The organism is Oceaniglobus roseus (assembly GCF_002869745.1).
Lineage (GTDB): Bacteria > Pseudomonadota > Alphaproteobacteria > Rhodobacterales > Rhodobacteraceae > Oceaniglobus > Oceaniglobus roseus.
On the sequence record NZ_PNOS01000018.1, the window covers coordinates 26988 to 51778 of the forward strand.

Annotated in this window: 28 protein-coding genes and 1 other RNA gene; 10 read left to right on the forward strand and 19 right to left on the reverse strand. The window is 68.5% G+C overall.

What is annotated here, in order from left to right:
• Positions 1–69 precede the first annotated feature (69 nt).
• Together A7B20_RS10635 and A7B20_RS10640 are read right to left on the reverse strand one after the other, a co-directional pair.
• Positions 70–315 (reverse strand): hypothetical protein, encoded by a 246-nt coding sequence (locus tag A7B20_RS10635; RefSeq protein WP_102108561.1) that lies wholly within the window; start codon positions 313–315, stop codon positions 70–72.
• Positions 316–549: 234 nt separating this feature from the next.
• Positions 550–846 (reverse strand): hypothetical protein, encoded by a 297-nt coding sequence (locus A7B20_RS10640; RefSeq protein ID WP_102108562.1) that lies wholly within the window; start codon positions 844–846, stop codon positions 550–552.
• A gap of 194 nt (positions 847–1040) precedes the next feature.
• On the opposite strand from A7B20_RS10640, the gene clpB reads away from it, so the two are divergent.
• On the forward strand, positions 1041–3656 hold the full coding sequence (gene clpB, locus A7B20_RS10645) for an ATP-dependent chaperone ClpB (RefSeq protein ID WP_102108563.1): 2616 nt from the start codon (positions 1041–1043) through the stop codon (positions 3654–3656).
• 70 nt (positions 3657–3726) lie between these two features.
• On the opposite strand, the gene A7B20_RS10650 is transcribed toward clpB, so the two are convergent.
• Positions 3727–4209, reverse strand: coding sequence for a fasciclin domain-containing protein (locus tag A7B20_RS10650; RefSeq protein WP_102108564.1), 483 nt, complete (start codon positions 4207–4209; stop codon positions 3727–3729).
• Positions 4210–4497: 288 nt separating this feature from the next.
• On the opposite strand from A7B20_RS10650, the gene A7B20_RS10655 reads away from it, so the two are divergent.
• The gene (locus A7B20_RS10655) at positions 4498–4944 is read left to right on the forward strand and encodes a YtoQ family protein (RefSeq protein WP_102108565.1); all 447 of its coding nucleotides are present in this window, start codon (positions 4498–4500) and stop codon (positions 4942–4944) included.
• Positions 4945–5053: 109 nt separating this feature from the next.
• A complete protein-coding gene (gene mscL, locus A7B20_RS10660; RefSeq protein WP_102108566.1) occupies positions 5054–5497 on the forward strand; it encodes a large conductance mechanosensitive channel protein MscL in 444 nt (147 codons plus the stop codon).
• A 6-nt stretch (positions 5498–5503) separates the two neighbouring features.
• Here the strand turns inward: mscL and A7B20_RS10665 are convergent, their stop codons facing one another.
• Entirely contained in the window at positions 5504–5953 is a 450-nt protein-coding gene (locus tag A7B20_RS10665) for a transglycosylase SLT domain-containing protein (protein ID WP_102108567.1), read from the reverse strand.
• A 192-nt stretch (positions 5954–6145) separates the two neighbouring features.
• Here A7B20_RS10665 and A7B20_RS10670 point away from each other — a divergent pair, with 192 nt between their 5' ends.
• Both A7B20_RS10670 and A7B20_RS10675 read left to right on the forward strand, forming a co-directional pair.
• The gene (locus A7B20_RS10670) at positions 6146–6649 is read left to right on the forward strand and encodes a DUF992 domain-containing protein (RefSeq protein ID WP_102108568.1); all 504 of its coding nucleotides are present in this window, start codon (positions 6146–6148) and stop codon (positions 6647–6649) included.
• A gap of 69 nt (positions 6650–6718) precedes the next feature.
• Positions 6719–7132, forward strand: coding sequence for a DUF4112 domain-containing protein (locus A7B20_RS10675; RefSeq protein ID WP_102108569.1), 414 nt, complete (start codon positions 6719–6721; stop codon positions 7130–7132).
• Positions 7133–7221: 89 nt separating this feature from the next.
• On the opposite strand, the gene rpsU is transcribed toward A7B20_RS10675, so the two are convergent.
• Positions 7222–7428: a 30S ribosomal protein S21 gene (gene rpsU, locus A7B20_RS10680; RefSeq protein WP_007118112.1), complete on the reverse strand. Its 207-nt coding sequence runs from the start codon at positions 7426–7428 to the stop codon at positions 7222–7224.
• 107 nt (positions 7429–7535) lie between these two features.
• Here rpsU and A7B20_RS10685 point away from each other — a divergent pair, with 107 nt between their 5' ends.
• From A7B20_RS10685 to A7B20_RS10695, 3 genes are all read left to right on the forward strand, one after another.
• Positions 7536–8222 carry a COQ9 family protein gene (locus tag A7B20_RS10685; protein ID WP_172960996.1) on the forward strand — a complete coding sequence of 229 codons (687 nt, stop codon included), beginning with the start codon at positions 7536–7538 and terminating at the stop codon, positions 8220–8222.
• 82 nt (positions 8223–8304) lie between these two features.
• Positions 8305–9279: an NAD(P)H-quinone oxidoreductase gene (locus A7B20_RS10690; RefSeq protein ID WP_102108570.1), complete on the forward strand. Its 975-nt coding sequence runs from the start codon at positions 8305–8307 to the stop codon at positions 9277–9279.
• A 73-nt stretch (positions 9280–9352) separates the two neighbouring features.
• Entirely contained in the window at positions 9353–10315 is a 963-nt protein-coding gene (locus A7B20_RS10695) for a DUF808 domain-containing protein (protein WP_102108571.1), read from the forward strand.
• Between the two features lie 222 nt (positions 10316–10537).
• On the opposite strand, the gene A7B20_RS10700 is transcribed toward A7B20_RS10695, so the two are convergent.
• Entirely contained in the window at positions 10538–11167 is a 630-nt protein-coding gene (locus A7B20_RS10700) for a ribonuclease T2 family protein (protein WP_102108572.1), read from the reverse strand.
• 172 nt (positions 11168–11339) lie between these two features.
• Between A7B20_RS10700 and A7B20_RS10705 the strand changes: the two genes are divergently transcribed.
• A complete protein-coding gene (locus tag A7B20_RS10705; RefSeq protein WP_102108573.1) occupies positions 11340–12101 on the forward strand; it encodes a DUF1013 domain-containing protein in 762 nt (253 codons plus the stop codon).
• Between the two features lie 19 nt (positions 12102–12120).
• Entirely contained in the window at positions 12121–13440 is a 1320-nt protein-coding gene (locus tag A7B20_RS10710; RefSeq protein ID WP_102108574.1) for an MBL fold metallo-hydrolase, read from the forward strand.
• Positions 13441–13444: 4 nt separating this feature from the next.
• On the opposite strand, the gene recR is transcribed toward A7B20_RS10710, so the two are convergent.
• The 13 genes from recR to A7B20_RS10775 form a co-directional block, all read right to left on the reverse strand.
• Entirely contained in the window at positions 13445–14044 is a 600-nt protein-coding gene (gene recR, locus A7B20_RS10715; protein WP_102108575.1) for a recombination mediator RecR, read from the reverse strand.
• Positions 14045–14132: 88 nt separating this feature from the next.
• Complete coding sequence (locus tag A7B20_RS10720) at positions 14133–14486, reverse strand: YbaB/EbfC family nucleoid-associated protein (protein ID WP_102108576.1); 354 nt, start codon at positions 14484–14486, stop codon at positions 14133–14135.
• Between the two features lie 104 nt (positions 14487–14590).
• Entirely contained in the window at positions 14591–16333 is a 1743-nt protein-coding gene (locus tag A7B20_RS10725; RefSeq protein ID WP_102108577.1) for a DNA polymerase III subunit gamma/tau, read from the reverse strand.
• Between the two features lie 72 nt (positions 16334–16405).
• Positions 16406–17044 (reverse strand): TetR/AcrR family transcriptional regulator, encoded by a 639-nt coding sequence (locus A7B20_RS10730; protein WP_102108578.1) that lies wholly within the window; start codon positions 17042–17044, stop codon positions 16406–16408.
• A 9-nt stretch (positions 17045–17053) separates the two neighbouring features.
• Positions 17054–18361 carry a TRAP transporter large permease gene (locus tag A7B20_RS10735; protein WP_102108579.1) on the reverse strand — a complete coding sequence of 436 codons (1308 nt, stop codon included), beginning with the start codon at positions 18359–18361 and terminating at the stop codon, positions 17054–17056.
• Between the two features lie 34 nt (positions 18362–18395).
• Positions 18396–18890, reverse strand: a complete 495-nt coding sequence (locus A7B20_RS10740) for a TRAP transporter small permease subunit (RefSeq protein WP_102108580.1) — start codon at positions 18888–18890, stop codon at positions 18396–18398.
• Between the two features lie 67 nt (positions 18891–18957).
• The gene (locus A7B20_RS10745; RefSeq protein ID WP_102108581.1) at positions 18958–20079 is read right to left on the reverse strand and encodes a C4-dicarboxylate TRAP transporter substrate-binding protein; all 1122 of its coding nucleotides are present in this window, start codon (positions 20077–20079) and stop codon (positions 18958–18960) included.
• A 70-nt stretch (positions 20080–20149) separates the two neighbouring features.
• Positions 20150–20872, reverse strand: a complete 723-nt coding sequence (locus tag A7B20_RS10750) for a haloacid dehalogenase type II (RefSeq protein WP_102108582.1) — start codon at positions 20870–20872, stop codon at positions 20150–20152.
• Positions 20872–22107 (reverse strand): metal-dependent hydrolase family protein, encoded by a 1236-nt coding sequence (locus A7B20_RS10755; RefSeq protein ID WP_102108583.1) that lies wholly within the window; start codon positions 22105–22107, stop codon positions 20872–20874. Before A7B20_RS10755 ends, A7B20_RS10750 begins: the two co-directional genes overlap by 1 nt.
• A gap of 25 nt (positions 22108–22132) precedes the next feature.
• Entirely contained in the window at positions 22133–22789 is a 657-nt protein-coding gene (locus A7B20_RS10760) for an isochorismatase family protein (RefSeq protein ID WP_102108584.1), read from the reverse strand.
• A 162-nt stretch (positions 22790–22951) separates the two neighbouring features.
• Positions 22952–23050, reverse strand: an RNA gene (gene ffs, locus A7B20_RS10765) — signal recognition particle sRNA small type.
• A 90-nt stretch (positions 23051–23140) separates the two neighbouring features.
• On the reverse strand, positions 23141–23899 hold the full coding sequence (locus A7B20_RS10770; RefSeq protein WP_425437154.1) for an ABC transporter permease: 759 nt from the start codon (positions 23897–23899) through the stop codon (positions 23141–23143).
• On the reverse strand, positions 23899–24747 hold the full coding sequence (locus A7B20_RS10775) for an ABC transporter ATP-binding protein (protein WP_102108586.1): 849 nt from the start codon (positions 24745–24747) through the stop codon (positions 23899–23901). The genes A7B20_RS10770 and A7B20_RS10775 overlap by 1 nt, the downstream gene beginning before the upstream one ends.
• Between the last annotated feature and the right edge of the window lie 44 nt (positions 24748–24791).

Here is a 24791-nt window from a genome sequence, read left to right on the forward strand (position 1 = left end):
CCGGACGCCGCCCCTTCGCGCCCGTTCTAGGCGGCGGGGGCGGCGGCGCAAGCCTTTACTGGCCTGCGGTCACGCGGCGGTGCGGCGCTGGCCGACGGTCGGGCGCGACTTCAGGTGCCGGGCGAGGAAGATCGCGTCTTCGATCAAGCGTTCGCGCAGCGGGCGGTCGCCGCGGGCGGGAACATGGGTCAGTACCGAGATCGGGTGCGCGGGGCGCCCGGCCTGGATCTTGGCGAACAGGGTGACGCGGGCTTCGATCTGGCCGAAGTCACGGTCGCGGCGGACCCGGGAGATCTTGGTTTCGAGAACGAGCATGACACTACCCTCTTGCAAACAAACGGAGACAGTGGCCCCGATCCTCGCCCGTGACACGGCCGGGCGCGGGGCGGGTTGGCCGGACGGGGCTGCGGTGGGGGAACGGCGGGCTCACGTGCTTCTCCAGAACAGGCCGGTCTGTGGCCGGGATACCCGAATAACGTCACAGCCTGTGGATAAGTTTCATGGCTGCGAAAAAACCGCTTGTGTTCCGGACGATATCGATGGCGGCGCTCAGGCCTGCCGCGGATCGACACAGAGTTTCCATGTCGCCTTGTCGCGCCAGACCTCGGGCATCCGCCGGAGCTGGCCCAGTCCGTTCTGCACCAGGTCGGCGCGCACCGCCTCGGGCGGGGCGTCGGCGGGCAGGCGGCTCTGGCACAGGCAGCCGGCGCTGCCGCGCCCCTGTCCCGCAGCCCCCGGCGCGAGGTCGTAGAGGAAGCGCACCCGCGCCCGGTGCCGCGGCGGCGAGGCATCGAAGACAAGATCGGCCACCTCTACCGCGACGATCCGGATCTCTTTCTCGGTCATGTCCTTCAAGCCTTTCGCAGCAAACGGATTTCCATGCCGCGCGGCAGTTCGGACCAAAGGGTGTCGGGCACACCTGTTGCCATCTTGACACAGGGTGCGCCGCTCCCCATTTCCATCCGGCAAGGCCCGACAGGCGGTGCGCTGCGAAGCAGGCACCACGGACGGAAGGGCGCTTAACCACGAAGGAGAGATCCATGAACTTGGACAAGTTCACCGAGCGGTCACGCGGTTTCATTCAGGCCGCCCAGACGATCGCGATGCGCGAAAGCCATCAGCGGCTTCTGCCCGAACATCTGCTGAAAGCCTTGATGGACGATGAACAGGGGATGGCCGCCAACCTCATCACCCGCTCGGGCGGCAATGCCCAGCAGGTGCGGCAGGCGATCGACCTCGCCGTGGCGAAGTTGCCCAAGGTCACGGGCGACGCCGGGCAGACCTATCTCGACGCCCAGACCGGCAAGGTCCTGGCCGAGGCCGAGAAGCTGGCCCAGAAGGGCGGCGACAGCTTCGTTCCGGTCGAGCGGATCCTGATGGCGCTGGCCATGGTGAAGTCGAAGGCGCAGGAGGCTCTCCTGTCCGCCGGTGTTTCCGCGCAGGCGCTGAACGCCGCCGTCAACGACATCCGCAAGGGCCGCACCGCCGACACGGCGAGTGCCGAGAACCAGTACGACGCGCTGAAGAAATACGCCCGCGACCTGACCGAGGCTGCCGAGCAGGGCAAGATCGACCCGATCATCGGCCGCGACGAGGAGATCCGCCGGGCGATGCAGGTGCTGTCGCGCCGGACCAAGAACAACCCGGTGCTGATCGGTGAACCCGGCGTGGGCAAGACGGCGATTGCCGAGGGTCTGGCCCTCCGCATCGTCAACGGCGACGTGCCGGAGTCCCTGCGCAACAAGCGGCTGCTGGCGCTCGACATGGGCGCGCTGATCGCCGGGGCGAAGTACCGCGGCGAGTTCGAGGAGCGTCTGAAGGGCGTGTTGACCGAGGTCACCGAGGCCGCGGGCGAGATCATCCTGTTCATCGACGAGATGCACACGCTGGTCGGCGCGGGCAAGTCGGACGGCGCCATGGACGCCGCGAACCTCATCAAGCCGGCCCTCGCGCGGGGCGAGCTGCACTGCGTGGGCGCGACGACGCTGGACGAGTACCGCAAGTACGTCGAGAAGGACGCGGCGCTGGCGCGGCGGTTCCAGCCCCTGATGGTGGACGAGCCGACGGTCGAGGACACGATCTCGATCCTGCGGGGCATCAAGGAGAAATACGAGCTGCACCACGGCGTGCGGATCTCGGACTCGGCGCTTGTGGCCGCGGCGACGCTGTCGCACCGCTACATCACCGACCGCTTTCTGCCCGACAAGGCCATCGACCTGATGGACGAGGCGGCGTCGCGGCTGCGCATGGAGGTGGACAGCAAGCCCGAGGCGCTGGACGCGCTCGACCGTGACATCCTGCAGAAGCAGATCGAGGCCGAGGCGCTGAAGAAGGAGGACGACCGCGCGAGCAAGGACCGCCTGGAAGCGCTGGAGCGCGACCTGGCCGAACTGCAGCAGCAGTCCGCCGAGATGACCGCCAAGTGGCAGGCCGAACGCGACAAGCTGGAAGGCGCCCGCGGGCTGAAGGAGAAGCTGGACCGCGCCCGCGCCGACCTGGAGATCGCCAAGCGCGAGGGCAATCTGGCGAAGGCCGGGGAGCTGTCCTATGGCGTGATCCCGCAGCTCGAGCGGCAGCTGACCGATGTCGAGGACAGCGAGAGCGACGTGATGGTCGAGGAAGCCGTGCGACCCGAGCAGATCGCGGCGGTCGTGGAGCGCTGGACCGGCATCCCCACCAGCAAGATGCTGGAAGGCGAGAAGGACAAGCTGCTGCGCATGGAAGAGGAGATCGCCAAGCGGGTGATCGGCCAGAAGACGGCCGTGCGGGCCGTGGCCAACGCCGTGCGCCGGGCTCGGGCGGGTCTGAACGACGAGGCGCGGCCGCTGGGCTCGTTCCTGTTTCTCGGGCCCACGGGTGTCGGCAAGACGGAGCTGACGAAGGCGCTGGCCGAGTACCTGTTCGACGACGACAGCGCCATGGTGCGGATCGACATGTCCGAGTTCATGGAGAAGCATGCGGTCTCGCGTCTGATCGGCGCTCCTCCGGGTTACGTCGGTTACGACGAGGGCGGCGTGCTGACCGAGGCGGTGCGGCGGCGTCCCTACCAGGTCGTGCTGTTCGACGAGGTCGAGAAGGCGCACCCGGATGTCTTCAACGTGCTGCTGCAGGTGCTGGACGACGGCGTGCTGACCGACGGGCAGGGGCACCGGGTGGACTTCAAGCAGACGCTCATCATCCTGACCTCGAACCTCGGGGCTCAGGCGCTGAGCCAGCTGCCGGAAGGCGCGGACTCCTCAGCCGCCAAGCGCGACGTGATGGACGCGGTGCGGGCCCATTTCCGCCCCGAGTTCCTGAACCGCCTGGACGAGACCATCATCTTCGACCGGCTGGGACGGAAGGACATGGGGGCCATCGTCGACCTGCAGATCGGTCTGCTGCAGAAGCGGCTGGCGGGTCGGAAGATCACGCTCGACCTCGACGCGGGCGCGCGGCAGTGGCTGGCGGACGAGGGGTACGATCCGGTGTTCGGCGCCCGTCCGCTGAAGCGGGTGGTGCAGCGGGCGCTGCAGGACCAGCTGGCCGAGATGCTGCTGGCGGGCGACATCCGCGACGGCACGACCGTGCACATCGGCGCGGGGGCCGACGGGCTGATCGTGGGCGACCGGGTGTCGGCCAGCCAGCGGCCGCGTCCGGACGACGCCGTGGTGCACTGAGGCTGACGGCCTTCGACACAACAAAAGGGGCGCCCGCGGGCGCCCCTTTCCTCGTTCTGGGGGAAGCCGATCACATCGGCGGCATCAGCACCGTGTCGATGACGTGGATCACGCCGTTGCTGGCCTCGATGTCGGCCGTGGTCACGCTGGCGTCGTTCACCATCACGCCGCCCTCGGTCTTGATTGTGACCTCGCCGCCTTCCACGGTGGCGGCGGTCATGCCGTCGCTCAGGTCGCCCGACATCACCTTGCCCGGCACGACGTGGTAGGTGAGGATCGCGGTCAACTTGTCCTTGTTCTCGGGCTTCAGCAGATCCTCGACGGTGCCCTCGGGCAGCTTGGCGAAGGCCTCGTCGGTCGGCGCGAAGACGGTGAACGGGCCTTCGCCCTTCAGCGTCTCGACCAGCCCGGCAGCCTCGACCGCGGCGACGAGGGTGGTGAAGTTGCCCGCGTCGGCGGCGGTGTCGACGATGTCCATCGAGTGGGCGGCCGGGAAGGCGGGGGTGGCGAGCGCGGCGGTGGCGGCTAGCGCGATGAAGGTTCTGCGGAACATGTGGTTTTCCTCCTGAGTGGGTGTGCCGTCATTGGCATCGCACCCCTGTACGCAACGGGTGCGGGATCGGATGAGCGCGAAATCCGCCTTCTGCGTCAGGGCGTTGCGTTGACTTCGAGGGTCGCCGACCTAAGCCGCAGGCGCGCCGCGTTTCCATTCACGATTGTTTCAGCCATCGTGAGCACGCGTTTCCCGATCCGCGCCGCGTCGGGCCGCTCGGCGCCCTCGCGGTTTGCCCTGCCACCGGCCGCCCTATAACCAAGGACAGACGGAAAGAGGGAGATACGGATGCTGAAGGTCTATCTTTCGGGAGAGATCCATACCGACTGGCGCGAACAGATCATCGACGGGGCCGAGGGGCTGGACGTGCAGTTCGACGCGCCGGTGACCGACCATGCTGCCAGCGACGATTGCGGCGTTGCGATCCTCGGGGCCGAGGAGAAGAAGTTCTGGCACGACCGCAAGGGCGCGCAGCTGAACGCCATCCGCACCCGCAAGGGGATCGAGGAGGCCGACGTCGTCGTGGTGCGCTTCGGCGAGCAGTACAAGCAGTGGAACGCGGCCTTCGACGCGGGCTATGCCGCCGCGCTCGGCAAGTCGCTGGTGATCCTGCACGGCCCCGACCACGCCCACGCCCTGAAGGAGGTGGACGCCGCCGCCTTGGCGGTGGCGGAGGAGCCGCGGCAGGTGGTCGAGATCCTGCGCTATGTGCTGACCGGAAAGCTGCCGGGCTGACCAAACGCGGGGGCGCGCTAATTTTGTCGCGCGCTTTCGTGCGGATCCATGATAAATTGCGGGCGGAAAAAGAGGCCGGGACTCCGGCACACACGGTGGGGACTGTGAGATGATACGCGAATTCAAGGACTTCATCGCCAAGGGCAACGTCATGGACCTGGCGGTGGGGATCATCATCGGGGCGGCCTTCACCGCCATCGTCAACTCTCTGGTGGGCGACCTGATCAACCCGATCATCGGGCTGATCCTCGGCGGGGTCGACTTCACCAGCATGTATGTCGTGCTGTCGGGCGAGGTGCCCGCGGGTGCGGGGCTCCAGGCGGCGCGGGATGCGGGCGCGGCGATCTTCGCCTACGGCGCCTTCATCACCGCCTGCATCAACTTCTTCATCATCGCCTTCGTGGTGTTCATGCTGGTGAAGCTGGTGAACCGGGTGAAGTCGATCGCCGAGCGGCCCGACGACGTGGCGCCCGAGGTCCATACCGGCCCGTCCGAACTGGACGTGCTGCTCCAGATCCGCGATGAACTGGCGGCGGGGCGCGCCGCGCGCTGAGGCAGGTCAGCGGCGCAGGCCGGTTTCCTTCAGGAGGCCGCGCCGCTTCGCCTCGTAATAGTAGCCACGGGAATACCACGACACCGCGCGGTCATAGCTGCCGTCCGACACCATCCAGGCGCCGCGCAGGTACTTCACCGCGTACTTGAGGTTGGTCTCGGCATCGAGCAGCGCCTCGGGCGGGCCGCTGTGGCCCATGGTGCGCGCCGTCACCGGGTTGATTTGCATGAGCCCGTAGTAGGGACCGTTGCGCGCGGCGGGGTTGTAGCCGCTTTCGCGCTGCACGACGCGGTGGATCAGCGGCGCGGGGACGTCGTAGACGGCGGCGTAGCGGTCGATCATGCCGTTGATCGCGGCGGGGCCTGCCGCGCGGGTGACCGCTGGCGCCGCCTCTTCGGCGCGGTTGCCGCAGGCGGCGGCGAGAAGGCACAGGAGCAAGGCGGAAAGACGCAGCATCGGTGATCCCCGGACCCTTTTTCCGAACTCCTAGCACCGTGCCGGCATCCGGGCAACGGCGGCGGAGGGACCGGCAAGGAACCGCCAATCGCGCCCATTTCCGCAAGGGGAGGGGGAACGCATCAGGGGGGGTGCGACATTCCGACTGCAACGGTGGCGCAACGCCGCCCCAAGCAGAAGAAAGAGTATCCCATGTCCCTATCGTCGAAATCCGCCATCGCCGCCGCCGTGCTGTCCCTGTCCGTGGCCGCGCCCGCCCTCGCGCAGGTGAAGGTCGAGACTGTCGAGACCGGCAGCACGCTCGGTTACCTCGAATGCACGGTCGAAGGCGGCTTCGGCCTGCTCGTCGGCTCGAGCCGCGACATGGTCTGCACCTTCTCGCAGGAAGGCAGCGACAACAACCAGACCTATGTCGGCCAGATCGACAAGCTGGGCCTCGACATCGGCATCCGCGACGAAAGCTACATGAAGTGGGTCGTCGTGCAGGCGCTGGACCGCGCGCCCGAGGACCTGACGCTGGAAGGCACCTACGTGGGCGTCTCGGCCGACGCGTCTGTGGGGCTGGGTCTTGGGGCCAACGCGCTGATCGGCGGCAGCCAGGATTCGATCGCGCTGCAACCCTTCAGCGTCGAGGGCCAGACCGGCCTGAACCTCGCCGTGGGCCTCAGCCGCCTGACGCTGGTGGCGGTGCAATAAGGCGCCGTCCGGCGGAACACGCCGGAACGGGCGCGGGGGCCGTGGCGTTGCCCAGCGAAGGAGACTGTCATGGCCCCTGCAAGCTTCGATCACGATGACCACCAGTCCGTTCTGGACCAGGCCGACCGGATCGCGCGTCTTCTGGACGCGCGGTTCCGTCTGTTCGGAATCCGGTTCGGCTTCGATTCGATCATCGGCCTGATCCCCGGTGTCGGCGACCTTCTGGTCGCCGCGCCCTCGGCCTGGATGGTGGTGCAGGCGCACCGCCTCGGGCTGCCGAAGGACATCCTGCTGAGGATGGCGGCGAACATCGGCGTCGACGTTGTGATGGGCTCGGTCCCGATCCTCGGCGACATCCTCGACATCGGCTTCAAGGCGAACCTCCGCAACGCGCGGCTTCTGCGCGAGGGGATCGAACGGGCGCGTGCCGAGGCGGGGATGCCCCGCCCCGATGCGCGGGCCGCCCGGCGCGCCGGGATCTGAGCCCAGCCCCGGAAACGAAAAACCCCCGGCGCTTTCGCCCGGGGGTCGTCGACATGGCCCTCGGGAGAGGGCCCAGTTTCGCGGAAACCTTACATCATGCCTTCGCGCTGCGCCTTTTTACGGGCAAGCTTGCGGGCGCGGCGGATGGCCTCGGCCTTCTCGCGCGCTTTCTTCTCGGACGGCTTCTCGAAATGCTGCTTGAGCTTCATCTCGCGAAAGACGCCCTCACGCTGGAGCTTCTTCTTCAGAGCGCGGAGCGCCTGATCGACGTTGTTGTCACGAACACTGACCTGCATGTGGTTTTCACCACCTTTCTAAGTTTGAGTTGCGTAAAGTGCAGGAAGTGGCCGTATAGCAAGCCCGTGCTAACTTGTCCAGCAAGACCGAGAGAGGGGAGATCACGATGAGCGAAGATGCCAAGGGCCGGATCCTGGACGCGGCGATGATGCACGTCCCCTTCGACGGCTGGAGCGAGACGACCCTGGTTGCCGCCGCGCGCGACGCCGACGTGAGCGAGGCCGAGGCGCGGGCGCTGTTCCCGCGCGGGGCGCTGGACCTGGCGCTCGCCTTCCACCGGGCGGGGGACGCGGCGATGGTCGAGCGGCTGAAGCGCGAGCCGCTGGACCACCTGAAGTTCCGCGAGAAAATCGCCGCCGCGGTCCGCTTCCGCCTCGAGGCGGTGCCGGACAAGGAGGCGGTGCGGCGCGGCACGACCTTCTTCTCGTTGCCCCACCACGCCGCCGACGGCGCGCGGGCGATCTGGGAGACGGCGGACCACATCTGGACCGCGCTCGGCGATACCTCCGACGACATCAACTGGTACACGAAACGGGCGACGCTGTCGGCGGTCTATGCCTCGACCGTGCTCTACTGGCTGGGCGACGACAGCGTGGATCACATGGCGACCTGGGCCTTCCTCGACCGGCGCATCGCCGACGTGATGCAGATCGAGAAGGCGAAGGCGGCTGTAAACAGGAACCCGCTGCTCAGGACCATGTTCGCGGGGCCGAACTGGCTGGCGTCGAAGGTGCGGCCGCCCTCGCGGATGCCGCGCATGGATCTCCCGGGCAGCTGGGGACGCGGGCGCTGAGCGCGGCCGCAAAGTCTGCTGGCCCCCGCGGCCCGGCTGCGCGATGAAGTCACCACCGAACCGATGCGAAGGAGGGCCGCCGATGCGCGCCGTTGAGATCACCGAGGCCGGCGGGCCCGATGTGCTGAAACCGGTCGAGCGCGAGCGGCCCGAGCCGGGCCCCGGGCAGATCCTGATCCGCCTGCACCATGCGGGCGTGAACCGGCCCGACGCGCTCCAGCGGGCGGGCATGTACGCGCCGCCGCCGGGCGCCAGCGACCTGCCGGGGCTGGAGGGCGCGGGCGAGGTCGCGGCGGTCGGCCCCGGGGTCAGCCGTTGGCGCGAGGGCGACCGGGTCTGCGCCCTGCTGCCGGGCGGCGGCTATGCCGAATATGCCGTCTGCAACGCGGGCCATGCCCTGCCGGTACCCGAGGGCATGTCGCTGAAGCAGGCGGCCTGCCTGCCCGAGACCTTCTTCACCGTCTATTCCAACGTCGTGATGCGCGGAGGACTGAAGGCGGGAGAGCGGTTCCTGGTCCACGGCGGATCCTCGGGGATCGGCACGACGGCGATCCAGCTGGCGCGGGAACTGGGCGCGCGGGTCTTCACCACCGCCGGCTCGGCCGAGAAATGCGCCGCCTGCGTCGATCTCGGCGCCGAGCGGGCGATCAACTATCGCGAGGAAGACTTCGTCGAGGTCGTCAAGGCCGAGGGCGGGGCGCACCTGATCCTCGACATGGTGGGCGGGTCGTACATTTCGAGGAACGTGAACGCGCTGGCGGACGAGGGGCGGCTGGTGCAGATCGCCTTCCTCGAAGGGCCGAAGGCGGAGCTGAACTTTGCCCAGATGATGATGCGGCGGCTGACGCTGACCGGCTCCACCCTTCGGCCCCAGTCCGACCTTGCCAAGACGCGCATCGCCGAGGCGCTGGAGCGCGAGGTCTGGCCGATGCTGGCGGCGGGGCGGATCGCGCCGGTGATGGACCGGGAGTTCGCGCTGGAGGATGCGGCGAAGGCCCATGCGCGGATGGAAAGCTCGACCCATATCGGGAAGATCGTGCTGAACGTGGCGGGATAGGGCGCAGCGATGAAACCCCCGGCGCCCCGGCGGCATTGGGGTGCGGACCGGCGCGGCTGCAAGGGAACAGGGCATGAGCGGACTTCTGGCACTTCTCGACGACGTGGCGGCGATCGCCAAGGTGGCGGCGGCCTCGGTCGACGACGTGGTGGGGCAGGCGGTCAAGGCCTCGTCCAAGGCCGCGGGCGCGCTGATCGACGATGCGGCGGTGACGCCGAAATACGTCCACGGCTTCGAGGCCTCGCGCGAGATCCCGATCGTCTGGGGCATCGCCAAGGGATCGCTGTTCAACAAGCTGGTAATCCTGCTGCCCGCGGCGCTGCTGCTTTCGGCCTTCGCGCCATGGCTGATCTCGCCGCTGCTGATGATCGGCGGCGCCTACCTGTGCTTCGAGGGGGCCGAGAAGGTCTGGCACGCGGTCAACCCCTCGGACCACACCGTCGAGGACCTGGAGAAGGAGAAGGCCGCGGGCAAGGGGCTGGAAGAGGCGAAGGTGAAGGGGGCGATCAAGACCGACTTCATCCTCTCGGCCGAGATCATGACGATCACGCTCTCCGCGCTGCCGCCCGACATGGCGCTCTGGACCTCGGCGGCGGTGCTGGCGGTGGCCGGCGTGCTGATCACCCTCGCCGTCTACGGCGCGGTCGGGGTGATCGTGAAGGCCGACGATGCCGGGCTCGCCATGGCGAGGCACGGCCGTCTCGGGGCGACGCGGGCGCTCGGCCGCGGGATCGTGAAGGGGATGCCCTATTTCATGAAGCTTCTTGTCATCGTCGGCACGGCGGCGATGATCTGGGTCGGCGGCAACATCATCCTGCACGGGCTGGCGGAACTCGGGTTCGAGGAGCCCTACGACTACGTCCACCACCTCGCGGTCGAGGCGGCCCACGCCGTGCCGGAGGCGCTGGCGGGCGCGACGGAGTGGGTGGTCACGGCGGTCTGCGACGGGATCGTGGGCCTGATCCTCGGGGCGCTGCTGATCCCGGTGGCGAAGTTCGTGATCGCGCCGGTGGCGGGGATGTTCTCACGGGCTTGAGGGCCGGCACTTTTTTGCGGCGTCGTCGACGTGCCGGAGTTTGAGAAACTCCGGGCACACCTGCGGAGATGCCTCGCCCGGCGGCAACGCCGGGCAGCCCCCGACCGCCCCCACGGGCGGGGGCTTCTCCCCCGCCCGCGGTCGGGGGCTGCCCTTTCTGCGGAGCGGTGAAGCTGGAAACTGCCCGACTGAGCGATGGCTCATGAAATGTCGGACGCTGCATCACCGCACCGGATCGAACAGCGCGTCCTGCGTCCGGCAATCCCTGACCACGTCCCGCCCGCAGGGCACGGGGGCGAGGTCCTTCGACAGGCACACCCGCGCCTCCTGGATCCGCCCCGCCTTGCAGGTGATCGTGATGCCGTCGGCAGCCAGCCCGGGGTTTTCCTTCAGAAATGCATCTTCCACCACCGCGGCGGGCAGCTTCACCGCGCGGTCGAGCTTGCGGAACACCTCCGGCTTCGCGACCGAGGCGAAGGCCCGGCGCGCCAGGGCGAAGTAGGCCTCGGCGGACAGCCCGGCGCAGCGGCCGTGCTTCTTCCACTGGTACCAGGCCGCGCCGCCGTCGCCCATGATGTCGGCCATCGCCGCCGTCTGCGCGCGGGAGGGATCCTTCGCGGTCGTGCGGCAGAAGCTGGGATAGCCCTGGTGGAACTGCGGCCAGAGCCCGTGCAGCACCCAGCCCGAATCGGCGGCGTCGTCGCACTGCGGCGACTTCCGCGCGTCGCCCTCCAGCGCGCACCAGGTCGGCGACCACGAAAGCGATATCACGTAATAGTCGAAGTGCCCGGCGGGCTCGCCCTCGGCCCGGAGCAGGGTGGGAAACAGCAGGGCCGCCAGCAGGACGCGCATTTTCTCTTTTCTCCGGGGCCGGGACTGCCTATATGTCGGCCAACTTCCCCGAAAACGAGGTAAGGGTCCAGCCGGACCAGCCGTTTTCCCCGGTCAAGGAAGCCGTGCCCGGGGGTCGCCCTGGAGAGGGGCCCGGGACAGCCAAAGCCGGGACAGCCAAAGGAGTGCCGCGATGAACAAACCGATCATGGCCAAGGCCACCGCCGTCTGGCTGGTGGACAACACGACCCTGACCTTCAAGCAGGTCGCCGATTTCTGCGGGCTGCACGAGCTGGAAGTGCAGGGCATCGCCGACGGCGACGTGGCCGCCGGGGTCAAGGGCTTCGACCCCGTCGCCAACAACCAGCTGGACCAGTCCGAGATCGACAAGGGCGAGAAGAACCCCCAGCACAAGCTGAAGCTGAAGTTCTATGCCGCCGCCGTGGGCGAGGAAAAGCGGCGCGGGCCGCGCTACACCCCGCTGTCCAAGCGGCAGGACCGTCCGGCCTCGATCCTGTGGCTGGTGAAGTTCCACCCCGAGCTTTCGGATGGCCAGATCTCGAAGCTGGTGGGCACCACCAAGCCGACGATCCAGGCGATCCGCGAGCGGACCCACTGGAACATCAACAACATCCAGCCGATCGACCCGGTGGCGCTGGGCCTCTGCAAGCAGTCCGAGCTGGACCTTGCCGTGCAGAAGGCGGCGTCGAAGCGGGCGAGCGACGGGGTGATGACCGACGACGAACGGCGCAAGCTGGTCTCGACCGAGCAGTCGCTGGGCATGGACCCCGCCGAGCCGCGGATCCCGACGGCGATCGCGGGGCTCGAGACCTTCTCGCTCTCGGGCAGCAACGACGACGAGGACGAGGAAGACAAGCGCGACGTGGCCGACGCCGACAGCTTCTTCAACCTGCCGGGCGATCCGCGGGACGACGAGGACGACGACGACAAGTGAGCCGGGGAGCGACCGGACGATGAAGATCACCCATCTCCAGTCCTCCAGCGAGCTGATCGAGGCCGGGGGCGTCAGGATCCTGACCGACCCCTGGCTGGTGCAGGGCGAATACTATGGCAGCTGGTATCACTATCCGCCGCTGCCGATGGACGTGGACTCGCTCGACTACGACGCGATCTACGTCAGCCACATCCACCCCGACCACCTGAGCCGCAAGACGTTCCAGAGGCTGGACCGCCGCAAGCCGGTGCTGATCCACCGCTTCGAGGAGAAGTTCCTGAAGCGGAACATCGAGGCGATGGGGTTCACGGTGGTCGAGCTGGACCACGGGGTGCCCCATGACCTGGGCGGCGGGGCGAGCATCGAGATCTATGCCGCCGACAACTGCGACCCCGAGCTCTGCGCCAAGTTCATCGGCTGCGCGCCGGTGGAAAGCGCCTTCCGCTTCACGCAGATCGACAGCCTGGCCGTCATCACCGACGGCACCCACACCGTGCTGAACACCAACGACTGCCCGTTCGACCTGTCGCGCACGGTGATCGAGCGTGTGAAGCGGCGCCATCCGGTGATCGACCTGATGCTGGTCGGCTATGCGGGCGCGGGGCCCTATCCCCAGTGCTTCACCTTCGCCGACGATGCTGGCCGGCGGGCGGCAGCGGCGCGCAAGGAGGCGCAGTTCATCGCGCAGGCGGTGCGCTATGTCGATGCGGTGCAGCCGCGGGCCTTCATGCCCTTCGCCGGCACCTACGTCCTGGGCGGCCGCCTCGGCCCGCTCAACGGAACGCGCGGGGTGCCGTCGCTGGCCGAGGCGCTGGCGCGGATCGAGGCGGGAATCTCGGTGGAGTCGCGGGGGTTCCTGCTGCCTGCAGGCGAGAGCTTCGACTTCGGCAGCGAAGAGGTCAGCGCCGCCTACCGCGAGCCTGCGGCAGAGGAGGTGGCGGCGTTCGTGGCCTCCACGGCCGGGGCGCCCTACGACTACGACGATGTCGAGGACGTGGGCGACGCCGCGCTGTTCGACGCCCTGTCGGCGGCGCATCCGCGCTTCGCGGCCAAGGCGCGCGACATCGGCTTCGACAGCCCGACGCGGATCGTGGTGCGGGACGGCAACGGCTTCGCCGCCGCCTTCGACGCGGTGAACGGGCCGGAGCCGGTGGAAGCAATGCCCGAGGCGGGGTTCGTCGAGATCACCGTGGACCGGCGGCTGCTGCAGCAGTTGCTGAAAGGGCCGCGCTTCGCCCACTGGAACAACGCCGAGATCGGCTCGCACCTGCATTATCGCCGGGTGCCGGACACGTTCGAGCGGGGCCTCTACTACTGCCTCTCGGCGCTGCACGTCTGAGGGATCAGAACGCCTTTCGGGCCCGGAGCGCCGCGCCGATGGTGCCGTCGTCGAGATAGTCGAGCTCGCCCCCGATGGGCACGCCTTGCGCCAGAGAGGTGACTGCGATGCCCGTCCCCTCGATCTGCTCGGCGATGTAATGGGCGGTGGTCTGGCCGTCGACGGTGGCGTTCAGCGCCAGGATCACCTCCCGGATGTTCTCCTCGGCCAGCCGGTCGATCAGCTGCGGGATGCGCAGGTCTTCGGGGCCGACGGCGTCGAGCGCCGAAAGGGTGCCGCCAAGGACGTGATAGCGACCGCGGAAGGCTTGCCCGCGCTCCATCGCCCAGAGGTCGGCCACGTCCTCGACCACGCAGATCTCGCCCGTTGCCCGCTTTTCCGAGCGGCAGATCTCGCAGATGTCGGCGGCGCCGATGTTGCCGCAGCGCAGGCATTCGCGCGCCGTCTCGCCGACCCTTGCCATGGCCTGGGCGAGGGGGGTGAGGAGCTGGCCGCGCTTCTTGACCAGGTGCAGCACCGCGCGCCGTGCCGAACGGGGGCCGAGGCCCGGAAGGCGGGCCATCAGCGCGATCAGCGCCTCGATGTCGGAGGGCGCCTCGCTCATGTGGCGCGCCCTTCGGCGGGCGCTGCGCCTTGCGTGGTTTCGGCGAGAAAGGGCAGGGGGTTCGCCTTCCTGTCAGAGGGGAGCTGCCTCAGAACGGGAGCTTGAAGCCCGGGGGCAGGCCGAGGCCGTCGGTGATCTTCTGGAGCTCTTCCTGGTTCTTCGCGGCCGCCTTGGTCTGGGCGTCCTTGATCGCGGCGAGGATCAGGTCCTCGATCACTTCCTTTTCCTCGGGGTTGAAGATCGACGGGTCGATGTCGAGGCCGGTCAGGACGCCCTTGGCGGTGGCCGTCGCCTTGACGAGGCCCGCGCCGGATTCGCCGGTCACTTCCATCTTCTCGAGCTGTTCCTGGAGTTCAGCGACCTTGGTCTGCATCTCCTGGGCCGCCTTCATCATCTTGCCCATGTCGCCCAGTCCGCCCAGGCCGCCGAGTCCCTTCAGCATGTGATCTCTCCGAAATTGCGTGGTTTCCCCAGAGATACGGCGGGCGGGGCGCAGTCACAAGGGCGGCGCGGCGGCGGGGGCGGATTTGCGGAGGGGACGCGGGGTCAGTCGTCCTCGAACGGATCCCACTCGTCCTCGACTTCCGGCAGCGCCTCGACCGCGGCCTCCTGGACCTGAGCGGCGCGGCTGCGGATCTCGGTGATCCTCGCGTCGGGGAAGGCCTGGAGGACGGCCTGCATCAGGGGATGCGCCTGTGCCTCGGCCTTCAGCGCGTCGGCCTCGGCGTCGCGGACCGAGGCGATGGTGGGTGCGCCGCCCTCGTTCACCACGGTCACGGCCCAGCGGGCGCCGGTCCACATCTGGAGCCGCTGCGCAAGCCGCGCGGCGAGGTCCTGGGGGGCGCCGGGGGCGGGCACGAACTCGATCCGGCCGGGGGAGTAGCGCGCAAGCTGGAGGCCGGTCTCGACCTCGATCAGGAGCTTGGCGTCGCGGTTGGCGCGGATCAGCTCGACCACCTGGGGGAAGGAGGCGAAGCGGGCCAGCGCCTCGGTCGCCGGTTGCGCGGCGAGGGCGGTGGCGGGGCCGCCGCTGCCTCCGCCGGAGCGGGGGGCCGGGTGGTGGGCGCGGGGGCCTGCGCCGTTGCCGGCGGGCGCACTGCCCTGAGATGTCGGGGCGGCGGGACGGGGCGCGTCCTTCAGCTTCTTCACCAGATCCTCGGGCGAGGGGAGGTCGGCGACATGGGTGAGGCGGATCACCGCCATCTCGGCCGCCATCATCGGGTTCGGGGCCTGGGCGACCTCTTCCAGCGCCTTCAGCAGCATCTGCCAGGTGCGGGTCAGCACCCGCATCGGCAGCTTGCCCGCCATGTCGAGCCCGCGCGCGCGTTCGTCGGGGCCGACGGTGGGATCCTCGGCGGCCTCGGGGGTGATCTTGATGACGGAAAGCCAGTGGGTGATCTCGGCGAGGTCGCGCAGCACCGCCATGGGGTCGGCGCCCTCGGAATACTGCGCCGAGAGCTCGTTCAGCGCGCCCGCGGCATCGCCCCGCATCACCATGTCGAAGAGGTCCAGCACACGGCCCCGGTCGGCGAGGCCCAGCATGGCGCGCACCTGGTCCGCCGTCGTCTCTCCCGCGCCGTGGGCGATGGCCTGGTCCATCAGGCTCATCGCGTCGCGGACCGAACCTTCGGCGGCGCGGGTGATGAGGGCGAGGGCGTCGTCGGCGATCTCGGCGCCTTCCTTCGCGGCGATGGACTTCAGGTGGGCGATCATCACCTCGGGTTCGATCCGGCGCAGGTCGAACCGCTGGCAGCGCGACAGCACCGTCACCGGCACCTTACGGATCTCGGTGGTGGCGAAAATGAACTTCACGTGGGCGGGAGGCTCCTCCAGCGTCTTCAGGAGGGCGTTGAAGGCCGAGGTGGACAGCATGTGCACCTCGTCGATGATGTAGATCTTGTAGCGGGCCGAGGCGGCGCGGTAGTTCACCGAATCGATGATCTCGCGGATGTCGTTGACGCCGGTGCGGCTGGCCGCATCCATCTCCATCACGTCGACGTGGCGGCCTTCCATGATCGCGCGGCAAGGCTCGCAGACGCCGCAGGGGTCGGTGGTGGGGCCGCCGGTGCCGTCGGGGCCGACGCAGTTCATTCCCTTGGCGATGATCCGCGCCGTGGTGGTCTTCCCGGTGCCGCGGATGCCGGTCATGATGAAGGCCTGCGCGATGCGGTCGGCCTTGAAGGCGTTCCGCAGCGTCCGGACCATCGCGTCCTGGCCGATCAGGTCGGCGAAGGTGGCCGGGCGGTACTTGCGGGCGAGCACCAGATAGGGGGCGGGGCTGTCGGACATGGGGGCTTTCGCTGGTCGGGGTCGCGCGCAGGGTACGTCCGGCACGCCGCAGGGTCCAGCGCGGTTTGGCCGTCAGCGCAGGGTGTCGCGGCCCTGGAGAAGCTGCGGCAGGATCGTCTTCCAGACATCCAGCATGCGGCGGAAGTAGGCCGGATCGTCCTTCAGCACGGTCTGCACGCCCATGCCTCGCACGAGGCAGACCGTGAGGTTCAGCGCCGTGCGGGTCGGTTCGCCGGCGCCCTCGGCCTGCTTCTCGAACTCGCACCAGATGCCGTCGAGGGCGGCGTGGAAATCCTTGACCACCGGGATCATGCGGGCGCGCAGGTCGGCGTCGGTGCGGGCCTCGTTGATGAACTCGAGCGAGAGATAGAAGAAGCGGCCCGAGAAGAGCTGCCAGAGGAACTCCACGAACTCGTCGAGGCTGACCTCCTGCCGCGCGACCTTGGCGGCGGTGGCGCGGATCTCCTCGGTGCCGTCACCCAGCAGCTTCTCCATCGCCGCCACGATCAGGTCCGAGCGGGCGGGGAAGTGGTGCAGGAGCGCGCCGCGCGAGACGCCCGCGCGGGCCACCACCTCGGGCGTCGAGGCCGAGCGGTAGCCGAGCGCGAAGATGGTGTCGAGCGCGGTCTCGACCAGCTTCTCGCGCGTGGCGATGCTGCGGGCCTGGGCGGGCCCTTCGCGGCGGGGACGGGCCTTGGGCGTGTCCTTCATGCGCGCTCCCTAGTAGGCCAGCGAGGGTAGCCAGAGCGACAGGATCGGGAAGGCGATCAGGATGATCAGCGTCAGCAGGTCCATGGCGAGGAACCAGGTGATGCCTCGGAAGATCTCGGGCAGGGTCACGCGGTTGTTCAAGGCCCCGTTGATCATGTAGACGTTAAGCCCGATCGGCGGGGTGATGAGGCCGATTTCCAGCAGCTTGATGACGATGATGCCGAACCAGACGGGGTTGATGTCCGCCTCGTTGATCAGCGGCACGAGGATCGGCAGGGTCAGCAGCAGCAGGCCGATGCTGTCGATCAGCATGCCGAGGATCAGGAAGATGACCGTGACGGCGAAGAGGATCCACCAGGTTTCGGTGCTGACCGAGAGGATCGCGTTGGAGAAGGCGCGCGGGAAGCCCGAGAGCGCGAGGAAGCGGGTGAAGAACAGCGAGCCGATCAGGATGATGAAGATCGACGCGGTCGAGACGACGGCCTGCGACACCGCCTCGACGATGGCGGCGCGGGTCAGGCGGCGGCGCACGGCGGCGATGACGGCGGCGGCGAAGGCGCCGAGCGCGCCCGCCTCGGTCGGGGAGAAAATGCCGGTGAAGATGCCGCCGAGGACGACGAGGATCAGGGTGGGCAGGGGCCAGACGTCCCGGAAGGCCTCCTTGCGCTCTTCCTCGGTCGGGGCGGGGGGCGTGGTGCCGGCGAGGCTCGGGGTGATCTTCACGCGGATGACGATCATCGCCATGTAGATCAGCGCCGAGAGCACGCCGGGGATGAAGCCCGCCATGAACAGCTGTCCGACCGAGACCTGGGCGTAGACGCCGTAGAGGATCAGCAGGACCGAGGGCGGGATCAGCGAGCCGAGGGTGCCCGAGGCGGCGATGGTGCCGGTGGCCAGCCCGCGGTCGTAGCCTGAGTCGAGCATCTCGGGCACCGCCATGCGCGACATGGCCGAGGCGGTGGCGACGGAGGAGCCGGAGGCGGCGGCGAAGAAGGCGCAGGCGCCGACCGAGGTGATGGCAAGCCCGCCGGGCAGCCGCGCGAGGTAGAGGCGCAGGGCCAGGAAGAGCCCGCGCGTCATGTCCGTGGAGGAGCAGATGAAGCCCATGAGCAGGAACATCGGCGCGGCCGACAGCTCCCACTGGCCGACATAGTCAAAGGGCGTGGCCGAGATCATGCCCCAGGCGACGTTCATGTTGAACATCACCCCGATGCCCGCGACCGAGACCAGGCCGAGGGCGATGCCGATGGGCACCCGCAGCGCGATCAGCGCGAGGGCGGCGACGACGCCGAGGATGCCGATGTCGAGGTTGCTCATGGGCGGGTCTTTCGGTGGAACTCGGGGGCGGGCCTCACAGGGCCTCGCGGCGGGTGAAGGCGCGCAGCATGTTGGCGAGCACGGCGAGGAAGGCCCCGGCGAAGCCGACGGGCAGGGCCCAGCGGGCGGGCCAGATGAAGAAGCGGAAGTTGCTCATCGCCTCCTCGGCGTTCCGGGTGGCCTTCATCGCGTCGGCGAGGGACTGCCAGAACAGCATCCCGAAGAAGATCAGCCCGAGGAGGCAGGCGAAGACGTAGAGGCCGAGCTGGACGGTCTTCGGCATCATCTGGGCGAAGAGGTCCACGCGGATGTTCTCGTTGCGGTATTCGACGTGACCGAGGGCCAGGAACACCAGGGCGACCATGTAGTAGAAGGACACCCATTCGAGGGTGCCGACGATCTGGCCGTTGAAGAAATAGCGCACCGCGACGTCGAGGGTGATGTGCAGCATCATCAGCACCATGACGAGACAGGCCGCCGTGGCGGTGGCGATGTTGAGCCAGCGGATCGCGGCGATGATGCCCTGCATGGCGAAGCCCTTCGTGGATGGCGCGGTGGCGGAAGGGGCCGCGGCGATGCGCGGCCCCCGGGAGCGATCAGTAGACGCCGTAGGTCCCGGCGTCGATCTTGTTGTAGATCTCCTGCATGGCGAGTTCGGTCAGCGCGTCCTCGTCAGTGGCGTCGATCCCCGCAAGCAGGCCCTCCCACTTGTCCATGGTGGCGACGAAATCGTCGATCAGCGCCTGCGGCTCGGCCACGCCGTACTCGCTGCCTGCCTTCTCGGCCGCGGCGGTGGTGGTGCGGTCGCGGAACTCCTTCACGTTGTCCAGCAGGTCCTGCTCGGGCTCGTAGACGTTGCCGCCCGCGGCCTTCGAGGCTTCAAGCCCCGACTGCACCTTCTCCTTGTAGGCCAGCACCATGCGGGCCATGGAGCGGGCCGAGGCCTCCATCAGCACCTTGCGCTGGTCGGCGGTCAGACCGGCCCAGAAGCCCGGGTTGTAGCCCCACTGCGGGCCCGCCCAGTACATGCCGGTCGACAGCAGCGTGGTGTGCTTGGCGACTTCCAGAAGCGAACGGTCGACGAGGTCGGAGGCGGCGTTGGTCGCGCAGTCGAGCGTGCCGCGCTCGAGCCCGGTGTACATCTCGGAGGAGGGGACGTTGACGGGGATGCCGCCCGCTTCCTCGACCCAGACCGACACGGCCGACCCGGCGGTGCGGATGCGCTTGCCCTTGATCTCTTCCAGCGTGCGCACGGGGCTGGAGCACATCAGGACATAGCCGGGCGTGGCATAGGCGCCGAGGTAGACGACGCTCTTGTCCTTCCATTCCTGAAGCTGGGTGGCGTTGTTCATCGAGAAGTCGGTGACGGCGAAGATCGCCTGCACCGGGTCGGAGTAGGAGAAGCCCAGCTCCTGCACCGCGTTCGCCACCGGCAGGTCCGAGGGCGTGTAGACAGCGGCGTGGTGCGCCACCTGCACGACGTTGTCCTGGATCCCCTGGAGCGAGGCGCGCGGCGCAAGCAGCACGGTGCCGGTGAAGACCTCCGGCACGAGGTCGCCGCCCGAGAGCTCCTTCACCAGCTCGCCCCACTTGACGTAGCCTTCGCCGGACATCGGCACTGCGGCGTCGTAGAAGCTGTTGGCGATGAAATCGGTCTCGGCCGTGGCGGCCCCGGCGGCCAGCGCGGCGGCCGCGGTCATGGTAAGCAGTCGTTTCATGTGGTCTCCCCTGTCGGTTGTGGTGGCCGCGCCCGGGTTCTCTCGTGCCGGGCTGCGGCGCGGTGGTGGATCATCTGGTCTCACGTTCGTGAGCTTCGGCCATCTCCCGCATCGAGGTGAAGCGGAAGGTCGTCTCGGCCAGCTGGCCGGGATCCATCGTGGCGCCGAAGCCGGTCTTGGCATGTCGGCGGTAGATCCAGGCATTGTCCAGCCCGTTGGCCCGGCCCGGCACATGGTCGTGGAACATGCTTTCGGCAGTGTGCAGCAGCGTCCGCTTGGCGATGCCCATGCGCTTGGCGTTGGCGAGCAGGTAGTCGAAGTTCTTCTGGGCGGGCTTGTAGCTGCCCACGTCCTCGGCGGTGAAGACGCCGTCCCAGTCGATCCCGAGCCGTCTGGCCGATCCGGCGAAGCTGCGGTTGTCGACGTTCGAGAGCACGATCATGAGGTAGTGCTCCTTCAGGTAGGCCAGCGCCTCGGCGCTGTCGGGGAAGGCGGGCCAGTCCGGCACGCTCGCCCCGTAGCGCTCGCAGGCCTCCCAGTCGGTCGGCACCCCCAGCTCCTCGGCGCAGCGGCGATAGACCGTGGCGAGGATCGCGGAGTAGGGGCGCGCCGGGGTCTGGGCCTGGGCCGCGCTTTCGTGGCGGGCGTGCATCTCGAGGATCGCGTCGTCGGTCATCTCGCGGTTCAGCCGGTCGGTCAGGGGCTTCAGCCCCGTGATCATGCCGGATTCCCAGTCGATCAGCGTGCCGTAGACGTCGAAGCTGAGGCCGGTGTAGTCGGTCAGATGCGCCATCAGACCGAGGCCGCCTTCTTGATCGCCTGGCCGCCCTTCAGGATCAGCGGCATGTGCGCCCCCTGGTTCGTGAGCAGCGTGAGGTCTTCGAGCGGGTTGCCCTCGACCGCGATGATGTCGGCATGGGCGCCCTCGACGATGCTGCCGATCTGCCCCTCCATCCGCAGCACCTTCGCCGCGTCCACGGTGGCCGAGCGGATCACCGCGTCGGCGGGGATGTATCGGCCGCGCAGCGGGAACTCGCCCGACTGCTCGGTCTGCATGCCGCCCAGCAGGTCCGAGCCGTAGCCCATCAGCACCCCTGCCTCGTGCATCTTGCCGAGCTTCTCCAGCCCCGCCTCGCGCACGTCGGCGATCTTGGCGACCGACTCGGGCGGCAGGCCGAACTTCGCGCCGGACTTCGCCAGGATGTCGTAGGTGATGTTCGTGGGCACCACCGGGATGCCCTCCTGCGCGACGCGCCGGATGGTGGCGTCGGAGATCAGGTTGCCGTGCTCGATGCACTCGAACCCCGCATCCAGCGCGCGCACGATCGCCTCGTCGGTGTAGAGGTGGCCGGTCGCGTAGGTGCCGAAGCTCTTGGCGATGTCGGCCATCGCCTTCAGCTCCTCGACCGAGAAGACGAGGTAGCCGACGGGATCGGAGGGCGAGGAGACGCCGCCGTCGGCCATCGCCTTCACGAACTGGGCGCCGTTCTTGATTTCTTCGCGGACGGCGCGCTGAACGTCGGGCAGCCCGTCGCAGACGCGGCCCATGGCGCCGAGGCTCTGCGCGTACCACGACACGTCGCGGTTGTCGTAGGGGCCTCGGTAATCGGTGTGCCCGCCGGTCTGCGACAGCGCCTTGCCGCAGATGACGAGGCGCGGGCCGGTGAACGCGCCTTCCTCGACCGCCTGCTGAAGCCCGCGGTCGGCGCCGCCGAGGTCGCGCACGGTGGTGAAGCCGCGCATCACCATGTCGCGCATCAGGAGGCTGGAGCGCGCGGCGATCAGCGACGACGGCAGCCCGGCGTTCAGGCCGAGGTTCGCCGTGGTGGCGATGACATGGACGTGGCAGTCGATCAGGCCCGGCATCACGGTGAGGCCGGCGAGGTCCAGCGCCTCGTCGGTGTCGGCCGAGGCGTTGGCGCCGACCTCGCGGATCCGGCCGTCCTCGATGACGATGTTGACGGGATCGGCGGGCTCGGGCGCGGTGCCGTCGGCGATCCGGGCGTTCTTCAGAAGGGTGAGGGTCATGGGGTCATTTCCTTGGGTCGTCGGATCAGGCGGCGCCGCGGGTCTGCTGCTGGCCGCGATGCCAGTCCTCGAGATACGCCATGACGGTCTTCAGGTCGGTGACGTCGACATAGCGGCGGCCGATGTCGCGGAGATTGTCGCGGTGGGGCTGCTCCTCGATGTCGCCGACGCAGTCCTCGGGCACCAGCGTGCGGTAGCGGTGGCTGAACGAATCGATCGAGGTGGCGCGGATGCAGCCCGAGGTGTTGCAGCCGGTGACGATGACGGTGTCCACCCGCTCCTTCGCGAAGTAGTCGGCGACGCCGGTGTTGAAGAAGATCGAGGGGCCCTTCTTGCACACCGCAAGGTCATAGTCGGGATCGAAGATCCGCTCGTCCAGCGCGGCGCTCGGGTGGTCGTGGCGGAAGGTCTCGCGCACGGCGGTGATCTTCCAGTAGGGCATCTCGCGTTCGTTCATGTAGGCGGTGTTGCAGCTGGCCACCGGCACCCCCATGGCCCGCGCGGCCTTGAGCAGGGTGGCGGTGTTCTCCAGCGCCCGCATCACAAGCGGCGCGCCGCCGAGGGGGTATTGCGGATCGGTGAAGCCCTTCTGGAAGTCCACGACGACGATGCCGGGCTTCATGCCGGTGCCAACCGGGATCTCGCCATAGCTGCGGTTCTTGTAGTCGTCCTGTGTGCTCATCTCGGCCTCCCCTTGGATCAAGCTTGCCCTAGGGTGCGCGTCGGAAACAAACAGTCAAGCCTGATTTTTTATTTCCCGCCGAATTGCCCGGTCAGGGCATGGACTGCCCGGAAAAACGGCGCGGCCGGCCGCCCCTTGCGGCCTGGGTGGGATGGAGGGGAAAGGTGAGAGGCTGGACAACGACCCAAGCGAGGCTCGTTACGGCTGCTTCCTTCCGGACCTGACCGGGTTGGCGAGGTGCCTGCCCGCGCCAACCTCTCACCGCGCTACTTAGGCAAAACGCGGCTCCGGTGCAAGCCTCGGGCCCGGCATTGCTGCAAATACTCGACGCGCGTGAGCAGGCGGCGGGAATCAGGAGGCGGGGCGTTCGGCCCAGCCGGCGAAGATCCGTTCCAGCCAGACGACGACGTAGAAAAGCAGGATGCCGAGGGCGGCCAGCGCGATCAGGACGGCGAACATCAGCGGGTAGTCGGCCGAGGTCTTTCCGGAATCGAACAATGCGCCAAGGCCGCGGCCGTGGGGAGAGACGATTTCCATCAGGTTCGTGCCGATGAAGGCGAGCGTGACGGAAACCTTCAGGGCGCCGAAGAACTCGGGCAGAGTCTTCGGCAGGGCGATCTTGCGGAAGATGGCCAGCCGCGAGGCGCCGAGGGCGCGCAGGATGTCGCGGTATTCCGGCTCGAGCGTCGAGAGGCCGATGGAGACGGAGACGGCGATCGGGAAGAACGAGATCATGAAGGCCATCAGCACGGTGTTGAAGTCGTGCTGGCCGACGAAGAGCAGGGCGATGATCGGCACCACCGTCGCCTTCGGCACCGCGTTGAAGCCGACGAGCAGCGGGTAGAGCGCGTCGCGCAAGGTGCGGGAGAAGCCCATCACCATGCCGAGGGCGAGGCCGAAGACCACGGCGATGGCCAGCCCCGCGACGGTGCGCCAGAGGGTCTGCCAGCCGTATTCCAGGAACAGCCAGCGGTACTTCCAGAAGGCGGGCGGCAGGTCGGAGGGGGAGGCCATCTTGTAGTCGGGCCAGCCGTTGGCCTGCACCAGGATCTCCCACAGGGCGAGGAAGATCAGGACGGCGGCGAGGGGGACGGCGACCTTGCGCCAGATCACGGCAGGATCTCCGGTGTGGCGCTCTCTGTCGGTGCCGGATCGGGGAGGGTCTTCCTCGTTCCCGCGGCGGGGGTGCGCCCCTGGGCGATCTCGATCTGGTGGCGCAGGGTGTTCAGCATCGCCGCCGCCTGCGGCGTGTAGAGGTCGTCGAGCGTGCGGGGGCCGGTATCGGGCACCGGCAGGCGGAACTGGGCGGTGGCGGGACGGCCCGAGAGCACCACCACCTCGTCGGCGAGGAAGATCGATTCGCGCAGGTCGTGGGTGATGAGGACCGAGGTGAACGGCTCTTCGGCGCGCAGGGCGTGCATCGTCTGCCACAGGTCCTCGCGGGTGAAGGCGTCGAGGGCGCCGAAGGGTTCGTCCAGGATCAGCACCTCGGGGCGGTGGACGATGGCGCGGCAGAGCGAGGCGCGCTGGCGCATTCCCCCCGACAGCTCCGACGGGCGCTTGTCCTCGAACCCCTCCAGGCCGACCAGTTCCAGCAACTCGCGCGCCCGCGCCTCCTTCTGGGCCTGAGTCAGCTTCGTCGGCACGATCTCGAGCGGCAGGACGACGTTCTGCAGGATCGTGCGCCACTCGAGCAGCACCGGGTTCTGGAACGCCATGCCGACGGTCGCGCGGGGCGACTTCACCCGCTCGCCGTGCAGCCAGACCTCGCCCCGGTCGGGCTTCATCAGCCCCGCGATCAGCCGCGTCAGGGTGGACTTGCCGCAGCCCGAGGGGCCGACGACGGCGCAGAAGCTGCCTTCGGGGACCGAAAGGCTGAGGTCGTCCAGCACCGGCAGCGGGCCCTTCGGCGTCGCGTAGGCGTGGGTGACGTGGCGTATCTCGATCAGGTCAGCCATCGGGTCAGCCGTGGGAAAGGGTGCGCGGACGGGGCAAGGGAGGA